This window comes from Dietzia sp. UBA5065, assembly GCA_002415925.1.
Classification (GTDB): domain Bacteria; phylum Actinomycetota; class Actinomycetes; order Mycobacteriales; family Mycobacteriaceae; genus Dietzia.
In genome coordinates, this window is sequence record DIAZ01000109.1 from 29045 (window position 1) to 51520 (window position 22476).

At 69.5% G+C, this 22476-nt stretch carries 23 protein-coding genes, 1 tRNA gene and 1 other RNA gene; 7 read left to right on the forward strand and 18 right to left on the reverse strand.

The annotated features are described in order from the left end of the window. Nucleotides 1–791, reverse strand: a 791-nt coding sequence (locus B4M60_RS08440; protein ID WP_291082197.1) for a cbb3-type cytochrome c oxidase subunit I, incomplete at its 3' end; no start/stop codon positions are given. Nucleotides 792–1041: 250 nt separating this feature from the next. Here B4M60_RS08440 and B4M60_RS08445 point away from each other — a divergent pair. Next, entirely contained in the window at nucleotides 1042–2178 is a 1137-nt protein-coding gene (locus B4M60_RS08445) for an ABC transporter substrate-binding protein (protein WP_291082200.1), read from the forward strand. 78 nt (nucleotides 2179–2256) lie between these two features. On the opposite strand, the gene nrdF is transcribed toward B4M60_RS08445, so the two are convergent. The 5 genes from nrdF to ykgO form a co-directional block, all read right to left on the reverse strand. Further along, complete coding sequence (gene nrdF, locus B4M60_RS08450; protein ID WP_291082203.1) at nucleotides 2257–3273, reverse strand: class 1b ribonucleoside-diphosphate reductase subunit beta; 1017 nt, start codon at nucleotides 3271–3273, stop codon at nucleotides 2257–2259. A 91-nt stretch (nucleotides 3274–3364) separates the two neighbouring features. Further along, the gene (gene nrdE, locus B4M60_RS08455) at nucleotides 3365–5446 is read right to left on the reverse strand and encodes a class 1b ribonucleoside-diphosphate reductase subunit alpha (RefSeq protein ID WP_291082273.1); all 2082 of its coding nucleotides are present in this window, start codon (nucleotides 5444–5446) and stop codon (nucleotides 3365–3367) included. A 68-nt stretch (nucleotides 5447–5514) separates the two neighbouring features. Further along, nucleotides 5515–5961 (reverse strand): class Ib ribonucleoside-diphosphate reductase assembly flavoprotein NrdI, encoded by a 447-nt coding sequence (gene nrdI / locus B4M60_RS08460; RefSeq protein WP_291082206.1) that lies wholly within the window; start codon nucleotides 5959–5961, stop codon nucleotides 5515–5517. A 57-nt stretch (nucleotides 5962–6018) separates the two neighbouring features. Further along, nucleotides 6019–6249, reverse strand: coding sequence for a redoxin NrdH (locus B4M60_RS08465; RefSeq protein WP_291082209.1), 231 nt, complete (start codon nucleotides 6247–6249; stop codon nucleotides 6019–6021). A 526-nt stretch (nucleotides 6250–6775) separates the two neighbouring features. Then, complete coding sequence (ykgO, locus tag B4M60_RS08470) at nucleotides 6776–6898, reverse strand: type B 50S ribosomal protein L36 (protein ID WP_291082212.1); 123 nt, start codon at nucleotides 6896–6898, stop codon at nucleotides 6776–6778. A gap of 175 nt (nucleotides 6899–7073) precedes the next feature. On the opposite strand from ykgO, the gene nadE reads away from it, so the two are divergent. Together nadE and B4M60_RS08480 are read left to right on the forward strand one after the other, a co-directional pair. Continuing rightward, on the forward strand, nucleotides 7074–7949 hold the full coding sequence (nadE, locus tag B4M60_RS08475) for an ammonia-dependent NAD(+) synthetase (RefSeq protein WP_291082215.1): 876 nt from the start codon (nucleotides 7074–7076) through the stop codon (nucleotides 7947–7949). Between the two features lie 61 nt (nucleotides 7950–8010). Continuing rightward, complete coding sequence (locus B4M60_RS08480; protein WP_291082218.1) at nucleotides 8011–8667, forward strand: hypothetical protein; 657 nt, start codon at nucleotides 8011–8013, stop codon at nucleotides 8665–8667. 76 nt (nucleotides 8668–8743) lie between these two features. On the opposite strand, the gene B4M60_RS08485 is transcribed toward B4M60_RS08480, so the two are convergent. The 10 genes from B4M60_RS08485 to prfB all read right to left on the reverse strand — a co-directional run bounded on the left by B4M60_RS08485 (nucleotide 8744) and on the right by prfB (nucleotide 15961). Beyond that, nucleotides 8744–8819, reverse strand: a tRNA-Ala gene (locus B4M60_RS08485). A gap of 133 nt (nucleotides 8820–8952) precedes the next feature. Further along, nucleotides 8953–9696 carry a DsbA family protein gene (locus B4M60_RS08490; RefSeq protein ID WP_291082221.1) on the reverse strand — a complete coding sequence of 248 codons (744 nt, stop codon included), beginning with the start codon at nucleotides 9694–9696 and terminating at the stop codon, nucleotides 8953–8955. A 165-nt stretch (nucleotides 9697–9861) separates the two neighbouring features. Then, nucleotides 9862–10235: a transfer-messenger RNA gene (ssrA, locus tag B4M60_RS08495) on the reverse strand. A gap of 83 nt (nucleotides 10236–10318) precedes the next feature. After that, nucleotides 10319–11167, reverse strand: a complete 849-nt coding sequence (locus B4M60_RS08500; protein ID WP_291082224.1) for an EamA family transporter — start codon at nucleotides 11165–11167, stop codon at nucleotides 10319–10321. After that, nucleotides 11164–11673 carry an SsrA-binding protein SmpB gene (smpB, locus tag B4M60_RS08505; protein WP_291082227.1) on the reverse strand — a complete coding sequence of 170 codons (510 nt, stop codon included), beginning with the start codon at nucleotides 11671–11673 and terminating at the stop codon, nucleotides 11164–11166. Before smpB ends, B4M60_RS08500 begins: the two co-directional genes overlap by 4 nt. A gap of 61 nt (nucleotides 11674–11734) precedes the next feature. Next, nucleotides 11735–12637 (reverse strand): permease-like cell division protein FtsX, encoded by a 903-nt coding sequence (gene ftsX, locus B4M60_RS08510; RefSeq protein ID WP_291082230.1) that lies wholly within the window; start codon nucleotides 12635–12637, stop codon nucleotides 11735–11737. Continuing rightward, nucleotides 12637–13326 (reverse strand): cell division ATP-binding protein FtsE, encoded by a 690-nt coding sequence (gene ftsE / locus B4M60_RS08515; RefSeq protein ID WP_291082233.1) that lies wholly within the window; start codon nucleotides 13324–13326, stop codon nucleotides 12637–12639. The genes ftsX and ftsE overlap by 1 nt, the downstream gene beginning before the upstream one ends. Nucleotides 13327–13425: 99 nt before the next feature. After that, on the reverse strand, nucleotides 13426–13959 hold the full coding sequence (locus tag B4M60_RS08520; protein ID WP_291082236.1) for a hypothetical protein: 534 nt from the start codon (nucleotides 13957–13959) through the stop codon (nucleotides 13426–13428). After that, a complete protein-coding gene (locus B4M60_RS08525) occupies nucleotides 13959–14855 on the reverse strand; it encodes a mechanosensitive ion channel family protein (RefSeq protein ID WP_291082239.1) in 897 nt (298 codons plus the stop codon). The genes B4M60_RS08520 and B4M60_RS08525 overlap by 1 nt, the downstream gene beginning before the upstream one ends. Then, nucleotides 14852–15961, reverse strand: a complete 1110-nt coding sequence (prfB, locus tag B4M60_RS08530; protein WP_291082242.1) for a peptide chain release factor 2 — start codon at nucleotides 15959–15961, stop codon at nucleotides 14852–14854. Before prfB ends, B4M60_RS08525 begins: the two co-directional genes overlap by 4 nt. A 168-nt stretch (nucleotides 15962–16129) precedes the next feature. Between prfB and B4M60_RS08535 the strand changes: the two genes are divergently transcribed. The 3 genes from B4M60_RS08535 to B4M60_RS08545 all read left to right on the forward strand — a co-directional run bounded on the left by B4M60_RS08535 (nucleotide 16130) and on the right by B4M60_RS08545 (nucleotide 19722). After that, complete coding sequence (locus B4M60_RS08535; RefSeq protein WP_291082245.1) at nucleotides 16130–16939, forward strand: inositol monophosphatase family protein; 810 nt, start codon at nucleotides 16130–16132, stop codon at nucleotides 16937–16939. A gap of 120 nt (nucleotides 16940–17059) precedes the next feature. After that, nucleotides 17060–18466, forward strand: a complete 1407-nt coding sequence (locus B4M60_RS08540) for an acyl-CoA dehydrogenase family protein (protein WP_291082248.1) — start codon at nucleotides 17060–17062, stop codon at nucleotides 18464–18466. A 50-nt stretch (nucleotides 18467–18516) separates the two neighbouring features. Further along, nucleotides 18517–19722: an acyl-CoA dehydrogenase family protein gene (locus B4M60_RS08545; protein WP_291082250.1), complete on the forward strand. Its 1206-nt coding sequence runs from the start codon at nucleotides 18517–18519 to the stop codon at nucleotides 19720–19722. A 98-nt stretch (nucleotides 19723–19820) separates the two neighbouring features. On the opposite strand, the gene B4M60_RS08550 is transcribed toward B4M60_RS08545, so the two are convergent. Beyond that, nucleotides 19821–20531, reverse strand: a complete 711-nt coding sequence (locus B4M60_RS08550; protein ID WP_291082252.1) for a peptidase S1 — start codon at nucleotides 20529–20531, stop codon at nucleotides 19821–19823. 114 nt (nucleotides 20532–20645) lie between these two features. Continuing rightward, nucleotides 20646–21215 (reverse strand): TetR/AcrR family transcriptional regulator, encoded by a 570-nt coding sequence (locus B4M60_RS08555; RefSeq protein WP_291082255.1) that lies wholly within the window; start codon nucleotides 21213–21215, stop codon nucleotides 20646–20648. A 164-nt stretch (nucleotides 21216–21379) separates the two neighbouring features. Here B4M60_RS08555 and B4M60_RS08560 point away from each other — a divergent pair. After that, a partial coding sequence (locus B4M60_RS08560; RefSeq protein WP_291082258.1) for an acyl-CoA dehydrogenase family protein occupies nucleotides 21380–22476 on the forward strand: 1097 nt, incomplete at its 3' end.

Sequence of the window (22476 nt, forward strand, 5' to 3'; positions counted from 1 at the left end):
CCGAAGAACCAGAACAGGTGCTGCCACAGGATGGCGCCACCGTTGCCCGGATCGTAGATCCGCCCGCCGAACTGGCGGTCGTAGAAGACGCCGAGGGCGGCGGCGGTGAGCAGCGGGAAGATCAGGAGGATGAGGACCGAGGCCACGAGGATGTTCCACGTGAAGATGGGCATGCGGAACATGGTCATGCCCGGCGCACGGAGGCAGATGATCGTGGTGACGAAGTTGACCGCGCCGAGGATGGTGCCGATGCCGCCGAGGCCCACGCCGAGGATCCAGAGATCCGCGCCGACGGCCGGGGAGTGGATCTTGTCGGCCAGGGGCATGTACATGGTCCAGCCGAAGGCCGCCGCACCGCCGGGGGTGAGAAATCCCGAGAGCATGGTGATGCCACCCACGGTGAACAGCCAGAACCCGAAGGCGTTGAGACGCGGGAACGCGACGTCCGGGGCGCCGATCTGGAGCGGCATGATGTAGTTCGCGAATCCGACGACGATCGGGGTGCCGTACAGCAGCAGCATCACCGTGCCGTGCATGGTGAAGAGCTGGTTGAACTGCTCGTTCGACAGGAACTGCATGCCCGGGAAGAAGAGCTCCGCACGGATGAGCAGCGCCATGAGGCCGCCGATGAAGAAGAAGATGAAGCACGAGACGATGTACATGATGCCGAGCATCTTGTGATCGGTCGTCGTCAGCATCTTCCACACGAACGACCCCTTGCGGGCGTTACCCGTGGGTTCGCCCGGTGGGTGGTCGAGATCGTGGACCGGCTTGGGGGCCACTGCGGTCATAAGGGTCCTCCTGAACGCCTCACCCGACGCCGTGGGCCGAACCACCGACCCCACGTCGAACGCATAGGAATAGTGCGTGAGCGCAATCCTAACCCTCCGCTGAGACAGTGCACCACCCACCCCGCCGAACTCGTCACGGGTGCCGACCCCCGGGAATCGCGGCCCGCCGCGTCGGGCCGCGAACGACGTCCATACCCGCCGCCACCGGCACGGGGACGGGGCCCGGGCGGCGATCTCCTAGGCTCTCCCCATGACCGTTTCCGCCCCGATCCGACCCCGTCGCCCCGACCGGGGGTACCTGAGTCGGCCGGCACGGGCCGCGGCGCCTCTCGTCGCCGGTCTGGTGCTGGCCGCCTGCGGCCCCTCCCCCGTCGACATGGTCGACCAGCCGATCACCACGACGCCCTCCCGGATGGCCGGCGAGGAACTCCAGAGATCCGCCGAGCCGGACGAGTCGTGCGCGCCCGAGCCGGCACCGGTCGAGTTCCCCGGAGGCGGGGAGCGCCGGGTCCCGTCCGGGGTCGCGGGACCGGACCAGGTCGGGGTCCCGCGATCGCCGGAGCGGATCCTCGCGCTCGGGGCGGGCGCCGTGGACGTCGCCTGCGCCCTGGGGCTGCAGGGTCTCGTCGTCGGGACGTCCGGGTTGCCGCCCGACGCCGACGTCTACCTACCCGCCTCCCTCCTCGGGCTGCCCGACCTCGCGATCACCGCCGGGTCCGCGCCCGCCGGGGTCGCGGACGCGGCCCGCGCACTCGGGCCCGACCTCATCGTGGTGGCCGCCGACCAGGTGCCGGACCCGGACGTGGCGCGGGCCCTGGCCGGGGTGGCCCCCACCGTGGTCTACGACTCGGACGTCCTGCGGTGGAGCGAGGCCACCGCGGAGATCGCCGACGCCTACGGCCGACCCCGCGCCGGCGGGGACCTCCTTCTGGACGTGATCGAGCGGGCCCGGATCACCGCCGGCGCCACCACCCCCTCCGATACGTGGGTCTCCCTGCTCTCGGTGGCGGGCGCGGACGGGGAGGCAGTCTCGGTCCAGGGCCCGGACACCCTCGGATCGTTGATGCTCGAGGCCGTGGGGGCCGGCCGGCCCCCGGCCCAGCGCACCCGGGACGGCCGGGGCGTCCCGCCGGCGCCCGAGTCGCCTCCCGTGGGTGACCCGCTCGACGGCGACGTGATCTTCGCGGTGGTGGGCGGCGGTGACCGGTCGGAGGAGGCCGCCCGGGAGGTGTTCGCCTCGACCAGGTGGAGGGACCTCGACGCGGTGGGCGCCCGCCGCGTGTTCGTGGTGGACCGCGCCGTGTGGGAGGGCGCCGGGCCCGTCGCCGCCCGCGCCGTCCTGGACGACATCAGGAACTCCATCAACGGGATCGCCCCCGACGGCTAGGGGCGATGTCCGGCCGGACGGGTGAGCCCCCGACATCTCCGGGTGGATGTCGGGGGCTCACCACGCGCTGCGGGAGGGTCAGAAATCCCAGTCCTCGTCCTCGGTGGCCTCGGCCTTGCCCATGACGTAGGAGCTGCCGGACCCCGAGAAGAAGTCGTGGTTCTCGTCGGCGTTGGGGCTCAACGCCGACAGGATGGCCGGGTCGACGTTGGTCTCGTCCTTGGGGAACATCCCCTCGTAACCGAGGTTCATCAGCGCCTTGTTGGCGTTGTAGCGCAGGAACTTCTTGACGTCCTCCGTCCAGCCGACCGAGTCGTACAGGTCCTCCGTGTAGTCCGCCTCGTTGTCGTACAGCTCGAACAGCAGCTCGAAGGTGTAGTCCTTGAGCTCGTCGCGCTCGGCCTGGCCGACGTGCTCGAGGCCGCGCTGGTACTTGTATCCGATGTAGTACCCGTGCACCGCCTCGTCGCGGATGATCAGCCGGATGATGTCCGCGGTGTTGGTGAGCTTGGCCCGCGAGGACCAGCGCATCGGCAGGTAGAAGCCGGAGTAGAAGAGGAAGGACTCGAGGAGGGTCGAGGCGATCTTCCTCTTGAGCGGGTCGTCCCCCGAGTAGTAGCCCAGGATCACGTGGGCCTTGCGCTGCAGGAACGTGTTCTCCTCGGCCCAGCGGAAGGCGTCATCGATCTGCGGGGTGGAACAGAGCGTCGAGAAGATGGTCGAGTAGCTCTTGGCGTGGACCGACTCCATGAACGCGATGTTGGTGAGGACCGCCTCCTCGTGCGGGGTGGAGGCGTCGGGGATCATGCTCACGGCCCCCACCGTCCCCTGGAGGGTGTCCAGCAGGGTCAGGCCCGTGAAGACCCGGGTCGTGAGCTCCTGCTCGACATCCGTCAGCGTCTGCCACGACGGGATGTCGTTGGACACCGGGACCTTCTCCGGCAGCCAGAAGTTGCTGGTGAGTCGTCCCCACACCTGGTCGTCGACCTCGTCGGTGACCCGGTTCCAGTTGATCGCCGACACGCGGTCGACCAGTCGCGGGGCGAGCCCGGCGGCGGGGCTGTGGGAACCGGGAGCGTGCAGCTCGGCGGTCATCGGATCTCCTCGTGGTGGCGGGTGTGGTTCGGGCCGCAGGCCTGCGGTCGGCGGGTCAGAGCATGCACGAGACTCAGAGCATGCACGAGACTCAGAGCATGCACGAGACGCAGCCCTCGACCTCGGTGCCCTCGAGCGCGAGCTGGCGCACCCGGATGTAGTACAGGGTCTTGATCCCCTTGCGCCACGCGTAGATCTGGGCCCGGTTGACGTCGCGCGTGCTGGCCGTGTCCTTGAAGAACAGGGTCAGCGAGAGGCCCTGGTCCACGTGCTGGGTCGCCGCCGCGTACGTGTCGATGATCTTCTCGTACCCGATCTCGTACGCGTCCTGGTAGTAGTCCAGGTTGTCGTTGGTGAGGTAGGGCGCCGGGTAGTAGACGCGCCCGATCTTGCCCTCCTTGCGGATCTCGATCCGCGAGGCGACGGGGTGGATCGACGAGGTCGAGTTGTTGATGTAGCTGATCGAACCGGTGGGCGGGACCGCCTGGAGGTTCTGGTTGTAGATGCCGTACTGCTGCACGTCGGCCTTGAGCGCGCGCCAGTCGTCCTGCGTCGGGACGGCGACCTCCGCGTCCGCGAAGAGCTGACGGACCCTCTCGGTGGCCGGCTCCCACCTCTGGTCGGTGTACTTGTCAAAGAACTCGCCGGAGGCGTACGTGGACTCGGGGAAGCCCGCGAACCACGTCCCCCGCTCCCGCGCGAGGGCGTTGGAGGACCGCAGCGCGTGGAACAGCACCGTGTAGAAGTAGATGTTCGTGAAGTCCACGCCCTCCTCGGATCCGTAGTGGATCCGCTCCCGCGCGAGGTAGCCGTGGAGGTTCATCTGCCCCAGGCCGATCGCGTGGGACTCCGAGTTGCCCCGCTCGATCGACGGGACGGAGTCGATGTGGGTCTGGTCCGACACCGCGGTCAGGCCCCGGATCGCCGTCTCGATGGTCTGGCCGAAGTCCGGCGAGTCCATGGCCTTGGCGATGTTGAGCGAACCGAGGTTGCAGGAGATGTCCTTACCCACGTGCGAGTAGGTGAGGTCCTCGTTGTACTCCGACGGCGTCGAGACCTGGAGGATCTCCGAGCACAGGTTGGAGTGCGTGATCTTGCCGGCGATCGGGTTGGCCCGGTTCACCGTGTCCTCGTACATGATGTACGGGTAGCCGGACTCGAACTGCAGCTCCGCGACGGTCTGGAAGAAGTGGCGGGCGTTGATCTTGGTCTTCTTGATCCGGCTGTCCTCGACCATCTCGTGGTAGTGCTCCGAGATGTCGACGTCCGCGAACGGCTTGCCGTAGATGCGCTCGACGTCGTACGGCGAGAACAGGTACATGTCGTCGTTGCGCTTGGCCAGCTCGAACGTGATGTCCGGGATCACCACGCCCAGCGAGAGGGTCTTGATGCGGATCTTCTCGTCGGCGTTCTCCCGCTTGGTGTCGAGGAACTTGAAGATGTCCGGATGGTGGGCGTGCAGGTACACGGCGCCCGCGCCCTGGCGGGCTCCGAGCTGGTTGGCGTAGGAGAAGGAGTCCTCGAGCAGCTTCATCACGGGGATGACGCCGGACGACTGGTTCTCGATGTGCTTGATGGGCGCGCCGTGCTCACGGAGGTTCGAGAGCAGCAGTGCCACGCCGCCACCCCGCTTGGACAGCTGGAGGGCGGAGTTGATGCTGCGGCCGATCGACTCCATGTTGTCCTCGATACGCAGGAGGAAGCACGAGACGGGCTCGCCGCGCTGCTTCTTGCCCGAGTTGAGGAACGTGGGCGTGGCCGGCTGGAAGCGGCCGTCGATGATCTCGTCGACCAACTGCCGTGCCAGCACCTGGTCGCCCGCCGCGAGGGTCAGCGCCACCATGCAGACGCGGTCCTCGTACCGCTCGAGGTACCGCTTCCCGTCGAAGGTCTTGAGCGTGTACGAGGTGTAGTACTTGAACGCGCCGAGGAACGTGGGGAAGCGGAACTTCTTGGCGTAGGCATGGTCGAACAGCTCGCGCACGAAGTTCCGCGCGTACTGGTCGAGCACCTCGCGCTCGTAGTAGTTCTTCTCGACCAGGTAGTCCAGCTTCTCGTCCAGGTTGTGGAAGAAGACCGTGTTCTGGTTGACGTGCTGGAGGAAGTACTCCCGCGCGGCCCGACGGTCCATGTCGAACTGGATCTTCCCGTCCGCGTCGTACAGGTTGAGCATGGCGTTGAGCGCGTGGTAATCCAGGCGCTGCCCCTCGCCCGCCTCTCCCGCGATGGTGCTGTCCGGGGTCACGGTTGGTGCTGCCAAAACTCTTCCAATCCTTCTCGGACGCGGATGACGTCCTCGTATGTGCCCATCAACTCGAACCGGTAGAGGTACGGGACCTCCAGCTTGCGAGCGATCACGTCGCCGGAGCGACCGTAATCCGATCCGAAGTTGGTGTTGCCGGCGGCGATGACGCCCCGGCAGAGGCTTCTGTTGTGCGCGTTATTGAGGAACGCGACCACCTGGCGCGGAACCGAGGCCCCGCTTCCCCCCGTGATCTCGAGGCTTCCCCCGTACGTCGGGACGATCAGAACATACGGGTCCGACACCACCAGCTCGGGCTCGGACCTGCGCACCGGGATGCGCAGTGCCGGCAGCCCCAACCTGTCGACGAACCGCTTGGTGTTCTCGGAGATGTTGGAGAAGTAGACGATCCCCACCGGCTCGCCGGCCGGCAACGGAGCCGCCATGACCGCCCCCTCTACCTCACGTCAGTGTGTTCCCACCGGTTCCGGACCGACCGGGCCTCAGGCCGCCACCGAGGCGAGCGCCTTGATCCGATCCGGGCGGAAGCCCGACCAGTGGTCGCCTCCGGCCACCACGACGGGCGCCTGGAGGTACCCCAGCGCCATCACGTACTCCCGCGCGTCGTCGTCCATCGAGATGTCGACGATCTCGTAGTCGATGCCCTGCTTGTCGAGCGCCTTGTAGGTGGCGTTGCACTGGACGCAGGCGGGCTTGGTGTAGACGGTGACCATGAGTCGGGGTCCTCTTTCGGCACGGGCGCCGGGCGGCGCGGAGGGGTCTTCTCTAGCGGTCATCGGTTCCGGCGCTCTCGCCCGGCCTGTGGACAACCGCGGTGTCTGTCATGGTTCACGACCCGAACTCCACGAGTGGCATTCATCGGGACCGCGACGCCTCTAGACACTACCCCTAGTGGCTGGAAGGTCAACCAACCACAACATTTTGGTCTTACAACGCTGGTATTCCCAGGTCGCGATCCCGCCTTGTGGACGCTCGCGACCCCGCCCCGGAACCGCCGTCCCCGAGCCCCGCCCGGGGCCGGCGCCCCGTCCCCCGCCCGACCGGCGGACGCCCCTCGCGGCGGATCCCGACCGTCCACAGGCCCTCCCCATGTGGCCCACATGTTGTCCCCACTCCCTCCACACGACGGACCGGGGCGGGAGGGGACGGGACGACGACGACAACGACGACGACGAGGGCCCGCCGCCGGCAAACCGGAGACGGGCCCTCGAGGGTGCGTGGGAACCCACGCGGCGGAACTCAGCCCTGACGGGCCTTGAACCGGGGATCTTTCCTGTTGATCACGAAGACCTTGCCGTGACGACGGACAACCTGGGCGCCCGGCTTGTTCTTCAGCGACCGAAGGGACTTGCGGACCTTCATCTGGCGCTCCTTAGGCTCTCGGGCGGCCATGAGGGCCGCCGACTCGTCTGGGGATGACTGTGCGAGACGTCCGGCCACGGGGCCGGATGCACGACACACAACTGGTCCATCGTAACGGAAGGCCCCACCAGAACTCCAACCGGCGGAGAAGTCCCCGCACCCTATGCTGGCACCCATGGCTGACACCCCCATCGGAACAGAGATACGGACCGCGATCATCGAGGAACTCGGGGTCCGGCCCGAGATCGATCCGGCGGCCGAGGTCGATCGCCGGGTCTGCTTCCTCGTCGACTACCTCCGCTCGACCCCGGCGACGGGATTCGTGCTGGGCATCAGCGGCGGTCAGGACTCGACGCTGGCGGGTCGGCTCTGCCAACTCGCCGCGGAGAAGCTCCGGGACGAGGGCCTGGCGGCCGCCCGGTTCGTGGCGATGCGGCTGCCCTACGGTGCCCAGTCCGACGAGGCCGACGCGCAGACGGCCCTTGAGTTCATCCGGCCCGACGCCGCCATCACGGTGGATGTCCGGGCCGCGTCCGACGCCGCGTCCGCCGCCGCGGCCACGGCCCTGGACGCCCTCCCCGATCACGCGGGCCCGCTCCGCGACCTCGTCCGCGGCAACATCAAGGCGCGCGAGCGGATGATCGCGCAGTATGCGGTCGCCGGGCAGTTGGGCCTCCTCGTCGTGGGAACCGATCACGCCGCCGAGGCACTGACCGGGTTCTTCACCAAGTACGGCGACGGTGGCGTGGACCTCACCCCCCTGACCGGCCTCACCAAGCGGCAGGGCGCCGCCCTGCTGCGCCACCTGGGCGCACCGGAGTCGACCTGGCGCAAGGTCCCCACGGCCGATCTGGAGGACGATCGCCCGGGCCTGCCCGACGAGGTCCGGCTGGGCGTGACCTACGAGCAGATCGACGACTACCTCGAGGGTCGCGACGGCGTCCCGGCGGACGCCGCGGCCCGGATCGAGCAGATGTTCGTCGTGTCCCGCCACAAGCGCGCCGTGCCCGCCTCCCCGCTCGACACATGGTGGAGAGAAGGCCGCCCGTAAGGCGCATCACGTTGCCGTGTTGACTGTTCTCGATCCATTCACTCCAGGAAGGGCACCACTTATGCCAGCACACAGACTCCTCACCGGACTCGCGACGGCGACCCTGCTCGGCGCCGGCCTCACGACCACCGCGGCCGTGGCCACCGCCGCAGAGGGCGGTCAGCGCACCGGACCGGTCCAGTTCTGGGCCGAGGACCTCGGAAACTGCAAGGCCGAGTTCACCATCCGCAACACGACCAACGTCACCACTTACACCCTCGACTGGCGCATCGACGACGAGCCGCTGCGGACGGTGGACGGCATTCCGTTCGACATCGGCCGCACCGGAGGCATGGCGTCGACCGTGCTCGAGGGCCCCCGGTGGCCGGACGACATCCCGACCGAGGGCCCGAACACCGTCGACAAGAGGTGGATGGTGTCGGACCGGGCGCCGTCGACCAAGACCTACGTCCAGGACCTGAAGGACATCACCGGGACGTACAACCCGCCGCTCCCCAACCCGGAGTCCGACACCCACACCGTGTCCTACCGCATGGTGCTGGGCCCCCCCGGCAACAACGGCCAGACGCAGGACGGAAATCCCGAGTGGCTCGGAGATCGCCAGTGGCACTCGATCGAGGTCACCGGATGCAATCCCCCGGTCGATCCGCCCGCCACCGGCTCGCTCGCGGGGTTCCTCGGCAGCCTCGGCAGCGTCGGCAGCCTCGGCCGGGGCTGATCGACCCGGGACCGCCCACCGGGCAAAAAAAGAGATACCCCGGATCATCTTCCTCAGATGATCCGGGGTATCCCCGTGGTGGAGCTAAGGGGATTCGAACCCCTGACCCCCACACTGCCAGTGTGGTGCGCTACCAGCTGCGCCATAGCCCCGTATCCAGTTGTCCGCCGCCAACCTCTCGGCCACCGGCTCGACCAAAGTTACACCATCGCGGTCGGGCCCTCCAAATCGCCTCCGGCCCCGCCCGCGTGGGACGGGGCCGGCGGCGAGCACGGCCGGACGGCGCTACGCCAGGATGGTGTCGAGCCAGGTCGGGTCCGAGATCTCGACGACCTTGCCGTCGAAGGCGACGGTCGGCGTAGAGACGCGGTCGGTGATCTCGCGGATGCTCTTCTGCGCGTTGTCGGCGCTGTCGGAGGCCTTGTCCATGCCGCCGTTCGTCTCCACGTTGCCGATGCACTCGACCGAGTCGGCGTTCGCGCCCGCGGCCTCGGCGGTGTCGGCCAGCTCCTTCGGGGTGCGGTCGCCGCCGCCCTCCGAGGGCTGCTGGGCGAAGAAGGCGTTCTTGACCTTGAAGAAGACGGGCAGCGAGTCCTTGGCCGCGACGCACTGGATGGCCGCGAGGGCGCGGGTGGAGTACTCCCCCGACCCCGACTGGCCGTTGAGGAAGTTGAGGGTGTGGAACTCGACGCGCAGGTCCCCTGCCTCGACCGCGGACGCGATGCGCTCGCCGTTCTGCCCCTCGAAGGAGCCGCACGCCGGGCACATGTAGTCCTCCCAGATCTGGACCGTCGGCGCGCCCTCCTCGCCCACCGTGACCACTCCCGCGTCGGAGATCCCGATCAGGGGGTCGGCCGTCTCGCCGAACGTGATCGGGTTGGCCTCCCCGCCCCGCTGCGCCATCCAGACGATTCCTCCGAGCACCACCACGGCGACGGCGATCAGGGCCGCGACCGTGATGAGCATCCCGTTGTTCGACTTGGTCTGCAGCACCTTGGTGCTCTTGTTACCTGCGGGCTTGGCGTTCACGTGTGCGCGGGCCTCTCTCTACTGGGATGCCGACGGCCCCTGTCCGGGCGATCGGCGACTACCGAGAGGGTACCGAAGCGCCGCTGCCCGCTCGGAGCCGCGGGCGGTCGGGCAGGTGAAATGCACCGAGCCCCCGGTCGGTGATCGACCGGGGGCTCGGCCCGATGGTGGAGCTGCCGGGAATTGAACCCGGGTCCTCCGCAGCCTCGGCAGGGCTTCTCCGTGCGCAGTCCGCTGTGGCCTCTACTCGGATCTCGCCCTCATACGGACATGTCGGCGATGACGATCCCAGTCACTGTGAGGTGTCCCGACCCACCCCGTGACCGGGTGGGGCGGTGATCTCTCTAGATGATGCCGGTGACCGGGGCGAGAGCGACCCCGGGCCGACAGACTACGAGCTCGCTATCAGGCAGCGAGGGCGTAGTCGCGCTGATTGGTATCGGCGCGTAATTGGTTGCCGCGACGCTTACGGTGGTCTCTGGCCTGCACCGGCACGCTTCCCCTGCGTCAACTCACGTAGTCGAAACCACATCAGCCCCGTCAGGTCCGCCGACTCACGCCGACGGACTCCCGACCATACCCCGATGTGGGCGGGCCCGCCAGGGTGATGTGCCTCACCGGGTCAGCCCAGCGCGAGCAGGACGATCGCCGCCCCCGCCAGACCGAGCCCGGCCAACTGCACCGGGCGCAGGCGCTCCCCTCCGTGGGTGACGGCCAACGCGACCGTGAACGCGGGGTAGAGCGCGGCGATCACGCTGACGAGCGAGAGCATGCCGGCCTGCGAGGCGAAGTAGAAGCTGCCGTTGGCGACGGCGTCGAACACCGCGATCACCAACCCGATGGCGACGAGACGACCGGAGAACCCGAACGACTCGCGTACGGCGATGGCCGCGGCCAGCACGACGACGGTGGCCCCGATCCGTGACGCCGCGACCGGCCACAGTCCCTCGCCCGGCGGAACCTGCGCCAACAGGACGAAGAAGCCCGCGAACGCCAGGCCCGAGATCACCGTGAGCGCCATCAACTGCGGGGTGAGCCGCCCGTGTTCGGCCGAGGACCCCTCCTCGCTCTCCAGCGACACCAGGACCGTGGCGACGAGGGCCAGCGCCATGCCGAGGAGCGCGTTCCCCCCGGGCCGCTCCCCCGCCGCCAGGCCGACGCCGAGCGGGACGGCCGCGGCGAGCACCGCGGTGATCGGCGAGATCACGCTCATCGGACCGCGCGAGAGCGCGACGTAGAACGACCACACCGCGATCCCCGACGCCAGTCCCGAGGCCACTCCCCACGCCACCCCGACGAGAGTGGGCGAGCCACCGGCCACCACCGCCGCCCCACCGACCAGCAGGATCGACAGCGGGTACGCCACGCTGACCACGCGCAGCGCGCGGGCCCGGCGGGACGCCACCCCGCCGAGGTAGTCGCTGATGCCATACGCCACCGCCGAGGTCGACGCCAGCGCGACCGGCATCATCCGGTCATGCCCTTGATCTTCCTGCCGATCTCGCGGACGGCCTCGCGCTCGGCGGTCCGCTTGGCGATGTCCTGACGCTTGTCGTGCGCCTGCTTGCCGCGCGCCACGGCCAGCTCGACCTTGACGCGCCCGCCCACGAAGTAGAGGGACAGCGGGATCAGGGTGGAGTTGCCGTCCCGGACCTTGCCGACCAGCGAATCGATCTCGCGGCGGTGAAGGAGGAGTTTGCGGGCCCGCTTGGGGGCGTGGTTGGTCCAGCTCCCGTGCGAATATTCGGGAATGTGGAGCCCGCGGAGCCACACCTCGCCGTCGTCGACCGTCGCGAACGCGTCGACCAACGAGGCCTTGCCCTCGCGCATGCTCTTGATCTCCGTGCCGACCAACGCGATGCCCGCCTCGTAGGTGTCGAGGATCGTGTACTCGTGTCGGGCCTTGCGGTTGCTGGCGATCACGCTCCCGTCGGAGCCGAGCGACGACGCGCCCTTCTTCTTGCCCTTCTTGGCCACGTCGGCTCACCTCCTCGTTCGGCGTGGACTGGCAGACCCCCGAGTGTAGATCAGCGACTGATCAGTGCCGAACCGTGATCCGCAGGGTGGCCCACGCGGTCAACGCGGATACGACGGCGCCCGCCGCCACGAGAACCGGGGCCAGGAGCAGGATGTCCGCGGTGGTGATCCGTTCCACCAGATTCGCGCGGTAGGCCTCGGCCAGCACCCGGTCGAGGAACACGCCCTTGGCCGCCAGGAGGCCGCCGACGGCGAGCAGCGCGCCGACCACCGCGGCGATCACCGCCTCGAGGATGAACGGGAGGTCGGTGTACCAGCGGCTCGCCCCCACCAGGCGCATGATCCCGACCGCGGTCCGTCGGGTGAACGCGGCGATCTGGGTCATGTTGGCGATGAGCAGGACGGTGGCCAGGAGCTGGACCACCGCGATGGTGAAGGCGGCGTTCCGGACCCCGTCCAGCACGGAGAACACCCGCTCGACCAGCTCACCCTGCCCCTGGACGATCTCGATCCCCTCGACGTCGGCCAGGGCCTGCGCGACCGACTCCGCCCGGGTCGGGTCGACGAGCGTGAGCGTGAACCGCGAGCCGAGCGCGTCGGGGGAGGTCGACTCCACCAGGACCGGATCGGTCGAGGAGAACAGTTCGACGAACTCGTCGTACGTCTGTCGGGGGTTCTTGTACTCCACCGAGGCGACGCCGTCCGTGGCCTCGAGCTCGGCGCGGATCCGCCCGCACGCCGACGTGCAGTCGGGATCCTCGAGCGAGATGGAGCGGTCCACGTAGACGCGGAACTCGTTGAGGTAGTCGTACTTGGCCTGACTGGCGGAGGCGGTCATCACCACGAGCACGCCGGCCCCGAGCATCGCGAGCGCGACGGCGGTGGTGATGATCATGGCCAGGGTCATCGACAGGTTGCGGCGCAGCCCCTGCCAGACCTCCGACGCGATGAACGTGACGGCCATCAGCGGTCCACCCCGTAGGTGCCCCGGTCGTCGTCCCGGACGACCTTCCCGTCGACCAGCTCCACCACCCGGCGCCGCGAGCGGTCGACGATGTGCCGGTCGTGGGTCGCCATCAGGACGGTGGTCCCGGTCCGGTTGATCCGGTCGAGCAGCAGCATGATGTCCTCGCTGGTCTCGGGGTCGAGGTTGCCCGTCGGTTCATCGGCGAGCAGCAGCAGCGGCCGGTTGACGAACGCCCGGGCGATCGCGACCCGCTGCTGCTCACCGCCGGACAACTCGTGCGGTCGACGATCGGCCTCACGGGCGAGGCCGACCATCTCGAGGGTCTCCGGCACGACCTTGTCGATGGTCCGGCGCGACTTGCCGATGACCTGGAGGGCGAACGCCACGTTCTCGGCGACGGTCTTGCCCTCGAGCAGCCTGAAGTCCTGGAAGACGCAGCCGAGGGTGCGCCGGAACGCGGGGACGGACGAGGACTTCATGCGGGTGAGGTCGTGCCCGGCCACGACGAGGGTGCCCGAATCGGGCGTGTCCTCGCGGAGCAGGAGCCGGAGGAAGGTGGACTTGCCGGACCCGGAGGCGCCGATCAGGAACGCGAACTCGCCCTTGGCGATCTCCACGCACACATCGGACAGTGCCGGACGCGTCGAGGACGCGTACGACTTAGTCACATGAGAAGCACTGATCACAGCAGTAGCGTAGCGCCACTTCAATCACACGTGGTCGGGCAGGTGCCCCAACCGGAGGACCGCCCCCTCCCCTGACGGTCCCGCCGACCTCCCCGGACCTCACGCCTGGGGCGACCCCGCGCCTCCGGCGACGGGGGCCTCCTGCTGGTCCTGTCGGGGCTGTTGCTGTGGCGACTGGTCCGGCGTCGGCTGGGGGCTCGTGGGGCCGCCCGGTCGGTCGGACGGCGTCGGGCTCTGCTGGCGCGGCGTCGCGACCTCGGAGCTGACCGAGGACCCGGTCCCCGGCGGGGTGGACTGCCCGGTCGGGGCCGGCTCGGAGGAGTCGACGACCGGCGCGGTCGCGGTCGGGGCGGGCGGCGGGGCCGGCTCCGTGGTCGCCGGGGCAGGGGCCGGAGCCGGGCCGAAGCCCACCACCGGCTGCTCCCGGACCAGGAGGTACAACGCCCCGGTGAGGACGAAGGCGATCAGCAGGACCGCGGTGGTCCGCGACATCCTGAGGAACTCCCCCGCGAGGGCCAGGATCGCCGGGCGGGGGCGCCGGGACCGCCCGTCGGGATCCGGCGTCCCGCCGGGGTTCGACCGGTCGCGTCCGACCGGAGGTTCGCCGGTGGTGTCATCTCGGGTCCCGGACATCAGACCGCCCCCTCTCCGCTCGGCTGTCGCAGCATCCCCGCTCGGATCGCCGCGAGTCCATCCGGGTCGAGGTTGATGCCCTCGGCGCGGAAACGACGCAGGATGACCGCCCTCATCCGGCGCCCCACCTCCCACTGCATCCCGGGCTTGGTCCGCGCCAGGAGCCGGATCACCGTCTGCTCGAGCCGGATCGACTGCACACCCATGACGGTGGGCTCGTCGAGGATGTACTCGCCCACCCGGTCGTCCTCGATGATGTCGCGGCAGACCTGCGCCAGCACCTCGTGGGCCTTGTCCATGTCGGCGTTGTTGGGCACCGGGACGTCGATGACCGCACGCGCCCAGTCCTGCGATTGGTTGATCGCGGTGACGATCTGGCCGTTGGGGACGATCACGGCCTCGCCGTCGAGGTTGCGCAGCCGGGTGATCCTCAGCGTGACGTCCTCGACCGTGCCCGAGGTGACGCCGGTCGACGTGGTGAGTTCGACGATGTCGCCGTAGGCGTACTGCCGCTCGGCGAGGATGAAGAATCCGGAGAGGAAGTCCTGCACGATCTTCTGCGCGCCGAAGCCGAGCGCCGCGCCGAGCACCGTGGCCGGCGCCACCAGGGTGACCAGGTTGACGCCGAAGCGCAGCAGGATCTGGATGCCGACCAGGACGTACAGGACGCCCACCGCGACGTAGGAGAACACCTGGATCAGCGAGTGGAGGTGTTTGGACTCCTCCGACCAGTACTCCTCGTCGACGTGCCGGGAGTCGATCCGTCCGGTCCACATCCGGGCGATCTTGGCGATCACCCGCGTCATCAGGGCCGCACCGAGGATCAGGAGGACGACCTCCAGCCCCTGGTTGCTGAGCCAGGTCAGGATTCCACTGAAGTCGGCCCGGAACCTCACTCGGCGCCTGCCCCCTCCCGCATCCGCCAACGGATGCCCGCCTCGATGAACCCGTCGATGTCCCCGTCGAGCACGGCGGACGGGTTGTTGACCTCGTACTCGGTGCGCAGGTCCTTCACCATCTGATACGGATGCAGGACGTAGGAGCGCATCTGGTTACCCCACGAGGCGTTACCGCCAGCGCCGAGGGCGTCGAGCGCCGCCCGCTCCTCCTGCTGCTTGCGGGCGAGCAGCTTGGCCGCCAGGACCTTCATCGCCGCGACCTTGTTCTGCAGCTGGGATTTCTCGTTCTGGCACGTCACCACGATGCCGGTCGGGACGTGGGTGAGCCGGACCGCCGAGTCGGTGGTGTTGACGGACTGCCCACCGGGCCCGGAGGACCGGTAGACATCGACACGCACCTCGTTCTCGTCGACGTCGATCGAGTCCGTCTGCTCGACGACGGGGAGGACCTCGACCTCGGCGAACGAGGTCTGGCGGCGGCCCTGGTTGTCGAACGGGCTGATCCGCACCAGCCGGTGGGTGCCCTGCTCGACCGAGAGGGTGCCGTACATGTAGGGGTCGTGGACCACGAAGGTCGCGGACTTGATGCCCGCCTCCTCCGCGTACGAGGTGTCGTAGACCTCGACCTTGTGACCGGCCTTCTCCGCCCACCGGATGTACATGCGCATGAGCATCTCCGCGAAGTCCGCCGCGTCGATGCCGCCGGCGCCGGAGCGGATGTTCACCACGGCCTCGCGCTGGTCGTACTCGCCGCTGAGCATCGTCTTGACCTCCATGGCCTCGACGTCCTCGCGGAGAGCGGAGCGTTCGGCGTCCGCCTCCGCGACCGCGTCCTCGCCCTCCTCCTCGGCCAACTCGTACATCAGGGGCAGGTCCTCGATGCGCTGACGCAGGTCACGGCACTTCCGGAGGTCGGCCTGGATGTAGGAGAGCTCGCTGGTCACCTTCTGGGCCCGGTCCTGGTCGTTCCACAGGTCGGGATCGGCGGCCATCTGTTCGAGCTCGTCGACGCGGCGGGCGAGCTCCTCGATGTCGAGGACCTTCTCGACGGTGGTCATGGTGGCGTCGAGGGCGCCGATGTCGGCGGAAACGTCAGGGTGCACGGAAGCCAACTCTACGCGGACCGGACGTCGTCTCGCGTTTGACCACCCGACTCCCTCCCGTGGTCCGCCGCACGCTCACCCGTCGCCCGTCGGGGGTAGCGTCGACCGCGGCGTACCCGCCACCGGACGAGGTCAGCGGGCCGCCCGAGGCCCTAGCGGAGGAAGTGCATGTCCATCGACACCAGCCGCCCACGCCCACTTCCCCACGAGACCGTCGCGCCGATGACCGACGCGGACCTGGCCGCCCGCCTCGTCGTTGGCGCCGGAACCCTCGCGCGACGCCTGCGCGAGGACGGACTGGACGTCCACCGCAAGACTTCGGTCTCCGATGTGGTCACCGAGGCCGACGAAGCGGCCGAGCGGGAGATCACCGCGCTCCTGGCCGCCCATCGCCCCGGAGACGGGGTCCTCGGGGAGGAGGGCACCCTCGTGCCGGCCGAGCACGAGCGTCGATGGGTCGTGGACCCTGTGGACGGGACCTACAACTTCGTCACCGGTTCCGACTACTGGTGCTCGGCGGTGGCCGTGACCGGCGGCGACGGCTACCTGCTGGGGGCCGTCCACCGCCCCGTCACCGGGGACACCTTCGTCGGCGGCTCCGACCTGCCCACCCGCCGCAACGGGGTGCCGGTCGACAGGCTCACCCCGGGCGACCTCGCCGACGGCAGCCTGGCCACCTATCTCCACCCGCCGTTCTTCGCCGACCCCGACCTCGCCGAGCCCTTCCACCGGGTCAGCCGGGGAGCGGCGACCATCAGGATGCTCGGCTCGGGCTCCGTGGACCTGGCATCGGTGGCGTGTGGCGTCCACACCGTGTGGTGCCAGCACTCCTGCCCGGAATGGGACTGGCTGCCCGGGCGGGCGCTGGTCGAGGGCGCCGGCGGGGTCTGCACCACCGTCGAGGTGAACGGCTACGACTGGTTTGTCGCCGGGCGACCCCGCGCGGTCGATCAGGCCGTCGCCCTCCTGCGCGGCTGAGCTCGCCGCCCCCACCTGCGACTTCCACCCCTCGCGGGGAAAGTGTGGCGTCCGGAACTTACTCCGAAGTAAGGTATCGGGGACAGCACCGTCCACCGTCCGTCACGAGAACAGCTGGTGATGATGAGCAAGAACCCCACGCCCCCGTCCACGACCGGACGCGCGGAGACCTCGACCCCGGGCAAGAACCCCACGCGCATCGACGCGATCGGCGCCGCGATGCGCGCCCTCACGACCATCACGGGGTCGGAGTTCGCCGAGCGCTTCAAGCTGCGGCAGAAGGTCGACCGGGTGGCCTACGAGGCCACCCGGACCGGCTTCAAGACCCTGGGCGCCGCGACGGAGTCCTTCAAGAAGGTGTCCGGCGGCGGCGCGCCCAAGCGGCTCCCCGACGCGGACACCGAGGCCCGGCCCGACCTGTTCGACCTCACCCTCGACGACGAGCAGCAGATGATCGTCGAGACCGTGCGCGACTTCGCCGCCGAGGTGATCCGTCCGGCGGCCCACGACGCCGACCACGCCGCCGAGGCGCCCGCGTCGCTGATGGCCCGGTCCGCCGAGATCGGTGCCGCCCTGCTCAACGTCCCCGAGGAGTTCGAGGGCATCGCCACCGAGCGCGGCGTGGTGACCAACGCGCTCGTCGCCGAGGCGCTCGCGTACGGCGACATGGGCCTGGCCCTGCCGATCCTCGCCCCCTCGGGCGTGGCGACCACCCTCACCCAGTTCGGCTCGGACGCCCAGCAGAAGTCCTATCTCCCGGCGTTCGCCTCCGAGAAGGTCCCGGCGGCCGCGGTCGTGGTGGCCGAGCCGCGTCCACTGTTCGACCCGTTCGATCTCAGGACCACGGCCACGCGCGTGCCCGGCGGCTTCTCGCTCTCCGGCGTCAAGTCGATGGTGCCCACGGCCGGGAGCGCCGAACTCTTCGTCGTCGCCGCCACCCTCGACGGTTCCCCGACCTTCTTCGTGGTCGAGTCGGACACCGACGGCCTCGTCGTGGAGGCCGACCCGTCCATGGGGCTCCGCGCCGCCGGCCTCGGTCGGATCGTCCTCACCGACGTCTCGCTGCCCGCCGACGCGATCCTCGGAGGCCCGGAGGCCTCCCCCGAGGACCGGATGGCCACCTACGCCGACATCGTCCGGCTCTCGCGGCTCGGGTGGGCCGCGCTCGCCGTCGGCACCTCCCACGCCGTCCTGGACTACGTGACCCCGTACGTCAAGGAGCGCAGGGCGTTCGGCGAGCCCATCGCATACCGCCAGGCGGTGGCGTTCGCCGTCGCGGACATGGCCACCGAGCTGGACGGCATGCGCCTGGTGACCTGGCGTGGCGCCTCGCGCGCCGAACAGGGCATGTCCTTCGCCCGCGAGGCCGCGCTGGCCCGCAAGATCGCGGCGGACAAGGGCATGCGGATCGGCCTGGACGGCGTCCAGCTCCTCGGCGGCCACGGCTTCACCAAGGAGCACCCCGTCGAGCGGTGGTACCGCGACCTGCGAGCCGTGGGCGTGGCCGAGGGCGTGGTGGTCCTGTGAGCGCCGCCCACCAGACCACCTCCCCCACCCGGACGTAAGGACCATCGACGATGATCAACCTCGAACTCCCCAAGCGGCTCCAGGTGGGCGCCAACCAGGCCCGCCAGGTCGCCACCCAGATCTTCCGTCCCGTCTCCCGCAAGTACGACCTCGCGGAGCACGAGTACCCCGTCGAACTCGACACCCTCAAGGCCCTGATGGAGGCCATGGAGGACGCCGGCAAGGCGGCCTCGGGCGCCACCATGGGCTCGGGCGGTGCCCCGCGTCGGGAGGGCGTGTCCAACGGCGGCAACATGAAGTCCCTGCTCAACATCATCGAGACGTGCTGGGGCGACGTGGGACTGACCCTGTCGATCCCGCGTCAGGGCCTGGGCAACTCCGCCATCGCGGCCGTCGCCAACGACGAGCAGATGGAGAGGTTCGGCCGGGTGTGGGCCTCCATGGCCATCACCGAACCCGAGTTCGGCTCCGACTCCGCGGCGGTCTCCACCACCGCCCGGTTGGACGGCGACGAGTACGTGATCAACGGGACCAAGATCTACATCACCTCCGGCGCGCGCGCGGACCACATCGTGGTGTGGGCGACGCTGGACAAGAGCAAGGGCCGCGCGGCCATCAAGTCCTTCGTGGTGCCCCGCGAGCACCCGGGTGTCAACGTGGACCGGCTCGAGCACAAGCTCGGCATCCGCGCCTCCGACACCGCCCAGATCACGTTCACCGACTGCCGTGTCCCCAAGGAGAACCTCCTGGGTGACCCGGAGATCCGGGTGGACAAGGGCTTCGCCGGCGCCATGCAGACCTTCGACAACACCCGGCCCCTGGTCGCGGGGATGGCCGTGGGCGTCGCCCGCGCCGCCCTCGAGGAGATCCGCACCCTCCTCGAGGAGGCGGGGATGGAGATCGACTACGACCGGCCGGCCACCAGCCAACCCGCCGCGGTCGCCAAGTACCTCGAGCTCGAGGCCGACTGGGAGTCCGCGTACCTGCTCACGCTGCGCGCGGCGTGGATGGCCGACAACAAGATGCCCAACACCAAGGAGGCGTCCATGTGCAAGGCCAAGGCCGGTCGCACCGGCTCCGCGGTCACCCTGGGCGCGGTCGAACTCGCGGGCAGCTACGGCTACTCCGAGCGCAGCTTCCTGGAGAAGTGGGCGCGCGACTCGAAGATCCTCGACATCTTCGAGGGCACCCAGCAGATCCAGCAGCTGGTGATCGCCCGACGGATGCTGGACCTGTCCAGCGCCGAGCTGAAGTGACCTGACACCCGGCCGGACCACGGGGGCGGCACGAGAGGGGCCCGGTACCGAAGCGCTTCGGTACCGGGCCCCTCTCGTGCCGCCGGGGCGACCGCGCGTCAGGCCTGCTGGAAGCCGCGCCCCGGCCAGTTGCGGGCCGTGGCGTCGGCGACGATCGCGTCAAAGGAGAAGGCGAAGGCCGGGACGAAGAAGGGGCTCTGCGCCGGGTGGACGCACGGCGGCAGGACGGAGGACACGCTGCCGAGCGGTCCCGCGGCCGGCGCCATCTGGCCCCCGGACAGCAGTCCCACCAGGCGACCGTCCCGGGTCACGGGCCCACCGGAGTCACCGTGACCGGCACACGCGTGGGCCCAGAACTTCACCCCGTCGCGCTGCCAGGTGATGCCGCAGGTGTGGCCGGTCGACGCGCCGTCCTTGCAGACAACATCGCCGAACTCGGGCGCGGGCCCCCGGCCCGTGACGCCCGGCTGGCGCACCGGCACCGCGACGCGCGGGTCGAGCCGGATGACCGAGTAGTCGAGGATCTCGTTCCGCGTGACGACGGTCCCGATCACGCCGGCAGCCTCGTCGTCCCGGAGGATCACGGGGGCGTTGATGCGGTCGCTGCAGTGTGCGGCGGTGAACGCGACCGGGGTTCCGCCCGCGTCGTACCCCGCCGTGGTCAGGGTGCACCCCGCGGTTCCCCCGACGAGCACCGGGGTCCCGCCCGCGACCGGCACCGCGGCCTGCGCCGCCGCCGGGGCCACGAGGACCGTCGCCCCCGCCAACAGAGCCGTCGCGGCGAGTCGCGTCAGACCGGTGAACCTCATGTGCGTGTCCTTCCCACTCCGGCGGACATGCCGGGGTTTACGCCCCCGGCAGTCTATCGGTCGCCGGCCCCCGGCGCACGACCCACGACGGGCGGCGGCCCGGCTCCACGGGCGTCACCGGCGTTCCACGGTGATGCCGATCGAGGGACGACCCGTCGGGTCACCGTCCACCTGCGACCAGATCGCGGCCACGATGGGCTGGAGGAACAGCTCGCCCACCTGATCCATGATCGTGCGCACCACCTGGACCTTGTCGGGCGTCCGCGTGGACGCGTGCCCCCCGCGCCGCAGCCCGTCGACCTCCCTGGTGGTGAGCTCGACGATCGCCTCCAGGAGCGAGGCCCCGCGCCCGTCGGGCTCGAGCAGGGCGCGGTTGAGGTACCTCACCACCTGCGGGTTCTCCCGGAGCATCGCGCGGACTGCGACGTTGCGCGCCTCCACAACCTCGGCCGCCGACCCCGTGTGGTGGACCGTCGCCAGCGCGCCGACCACCCGTTCCACCACCAGTCCGTCGACGGCCCGGCGCAGCCCCTCCTTGGTCCCGAAGTGATGCTGGATCAGACCGATCGTCACCCCGACCTCGGCGGCCACCCTCCGCATGGACACCCCGTCCTCTCCGTGCTCGGCGTAGAGCTCGAGCGCCGCGGCGCGGATCCGCGCCCGTGCGGACTGGTCTGCCTGCATGGTGCCCCCTGAGTTCTCGCGTCACGCGCGATGTGAGCGGATCGGTCGACGTTCGCGACCATACGCTTGTATTGTAGCGTCTGAGACGGGCCGACCGGCCCAGATCACCTCGATTCCCCTGGAGATGACCCGTGTTCGAGCCCGCCCCCTACCGTTCCACATGGATGACCGACGACCTCGACGCCCTCCGCGCGCACACGCGGGCGTTCCTCGAGAAGGAGACCGCCCCCAACCTCGAGCGCTGGGCCGAGGAGGGTGCCGTCGACCGCGAGTTCTGGAACAAGGCCGGAGACGCGGGCCTGCTGTGCATCTCCATCCCGGAGGAGTACGGCGGCGGTGGCGGCACGTTCGCGCACGAGGCCGTGATCGCCGAGGAGCAGACGCGCGCCCTCGACGACGGCTGGGGCAACTCGGTCCACAGCACGATCGTGGCGCACTACATCCTCCAGTACGGCACGGAGGAGCAGAAGCAGCGGTGGCTGCTCAAGCTCGCCAGCGGCGAGATGGTGGGCGCGATCGCCATGACCGAGCCCGGCGCCGGGTCCGACCTCCAGGCGCTGCGCACCACCGCCGCCCGCGACGGCGACGACTTGGTGGTCAACGGTGCCAAGACCTTCATCTCCAACGGCATGCACTGTGACCTGCTCATCATCGTCGCCCGCACCGGCGGCGAGGGCGCACAGGGCCTCTCGCTCCTGGTGGCCGAGACCACCGACCTGCCCGGCTTCGACCGCGGCCGCAAGCTGGACAAGATCGGCCTGAAGTACCAGGACACGATGGAGCTGTTCTTCGACGACATGCGCGTGCCCGCCGGCAACATCCTGGGCGGCGTGGAGTGCGAGGGTCAGGGCTTCATCCAGCTCATGCAGCAGCTCCCCCAGGAACGGCTGATCATCGCCGTCACCGCGGTGGCCGCCGCCGAGACCGCCGTGAGGCTCGCGACCGACTACGCCAAGGAGCGCGAGGCGTTCGGCAAGCCCATCCTCAAGTTCCAGAACCTGCGCTTCGAGCTGGCCGAGTGCAAGACCGAGGCCCTGGCCTCGCGCACCCTGCTCGACCACTGCATCAGCCTGCACCTGGAGGGCAGGCTGGACCCGGCCACCGCGTCGATGGCCAAGTACTACTGCACCGACAAGCAGTGCGAGATCATCGACCGCTGCCTCCAGGTCTTCGGCGGCTACGGCTTCATGACCGAGTACCCCATCGCCCGGATGTACGCCTCGGCCCGCGTGCAGAAGATCTACGGCGGCACCAACGAGAT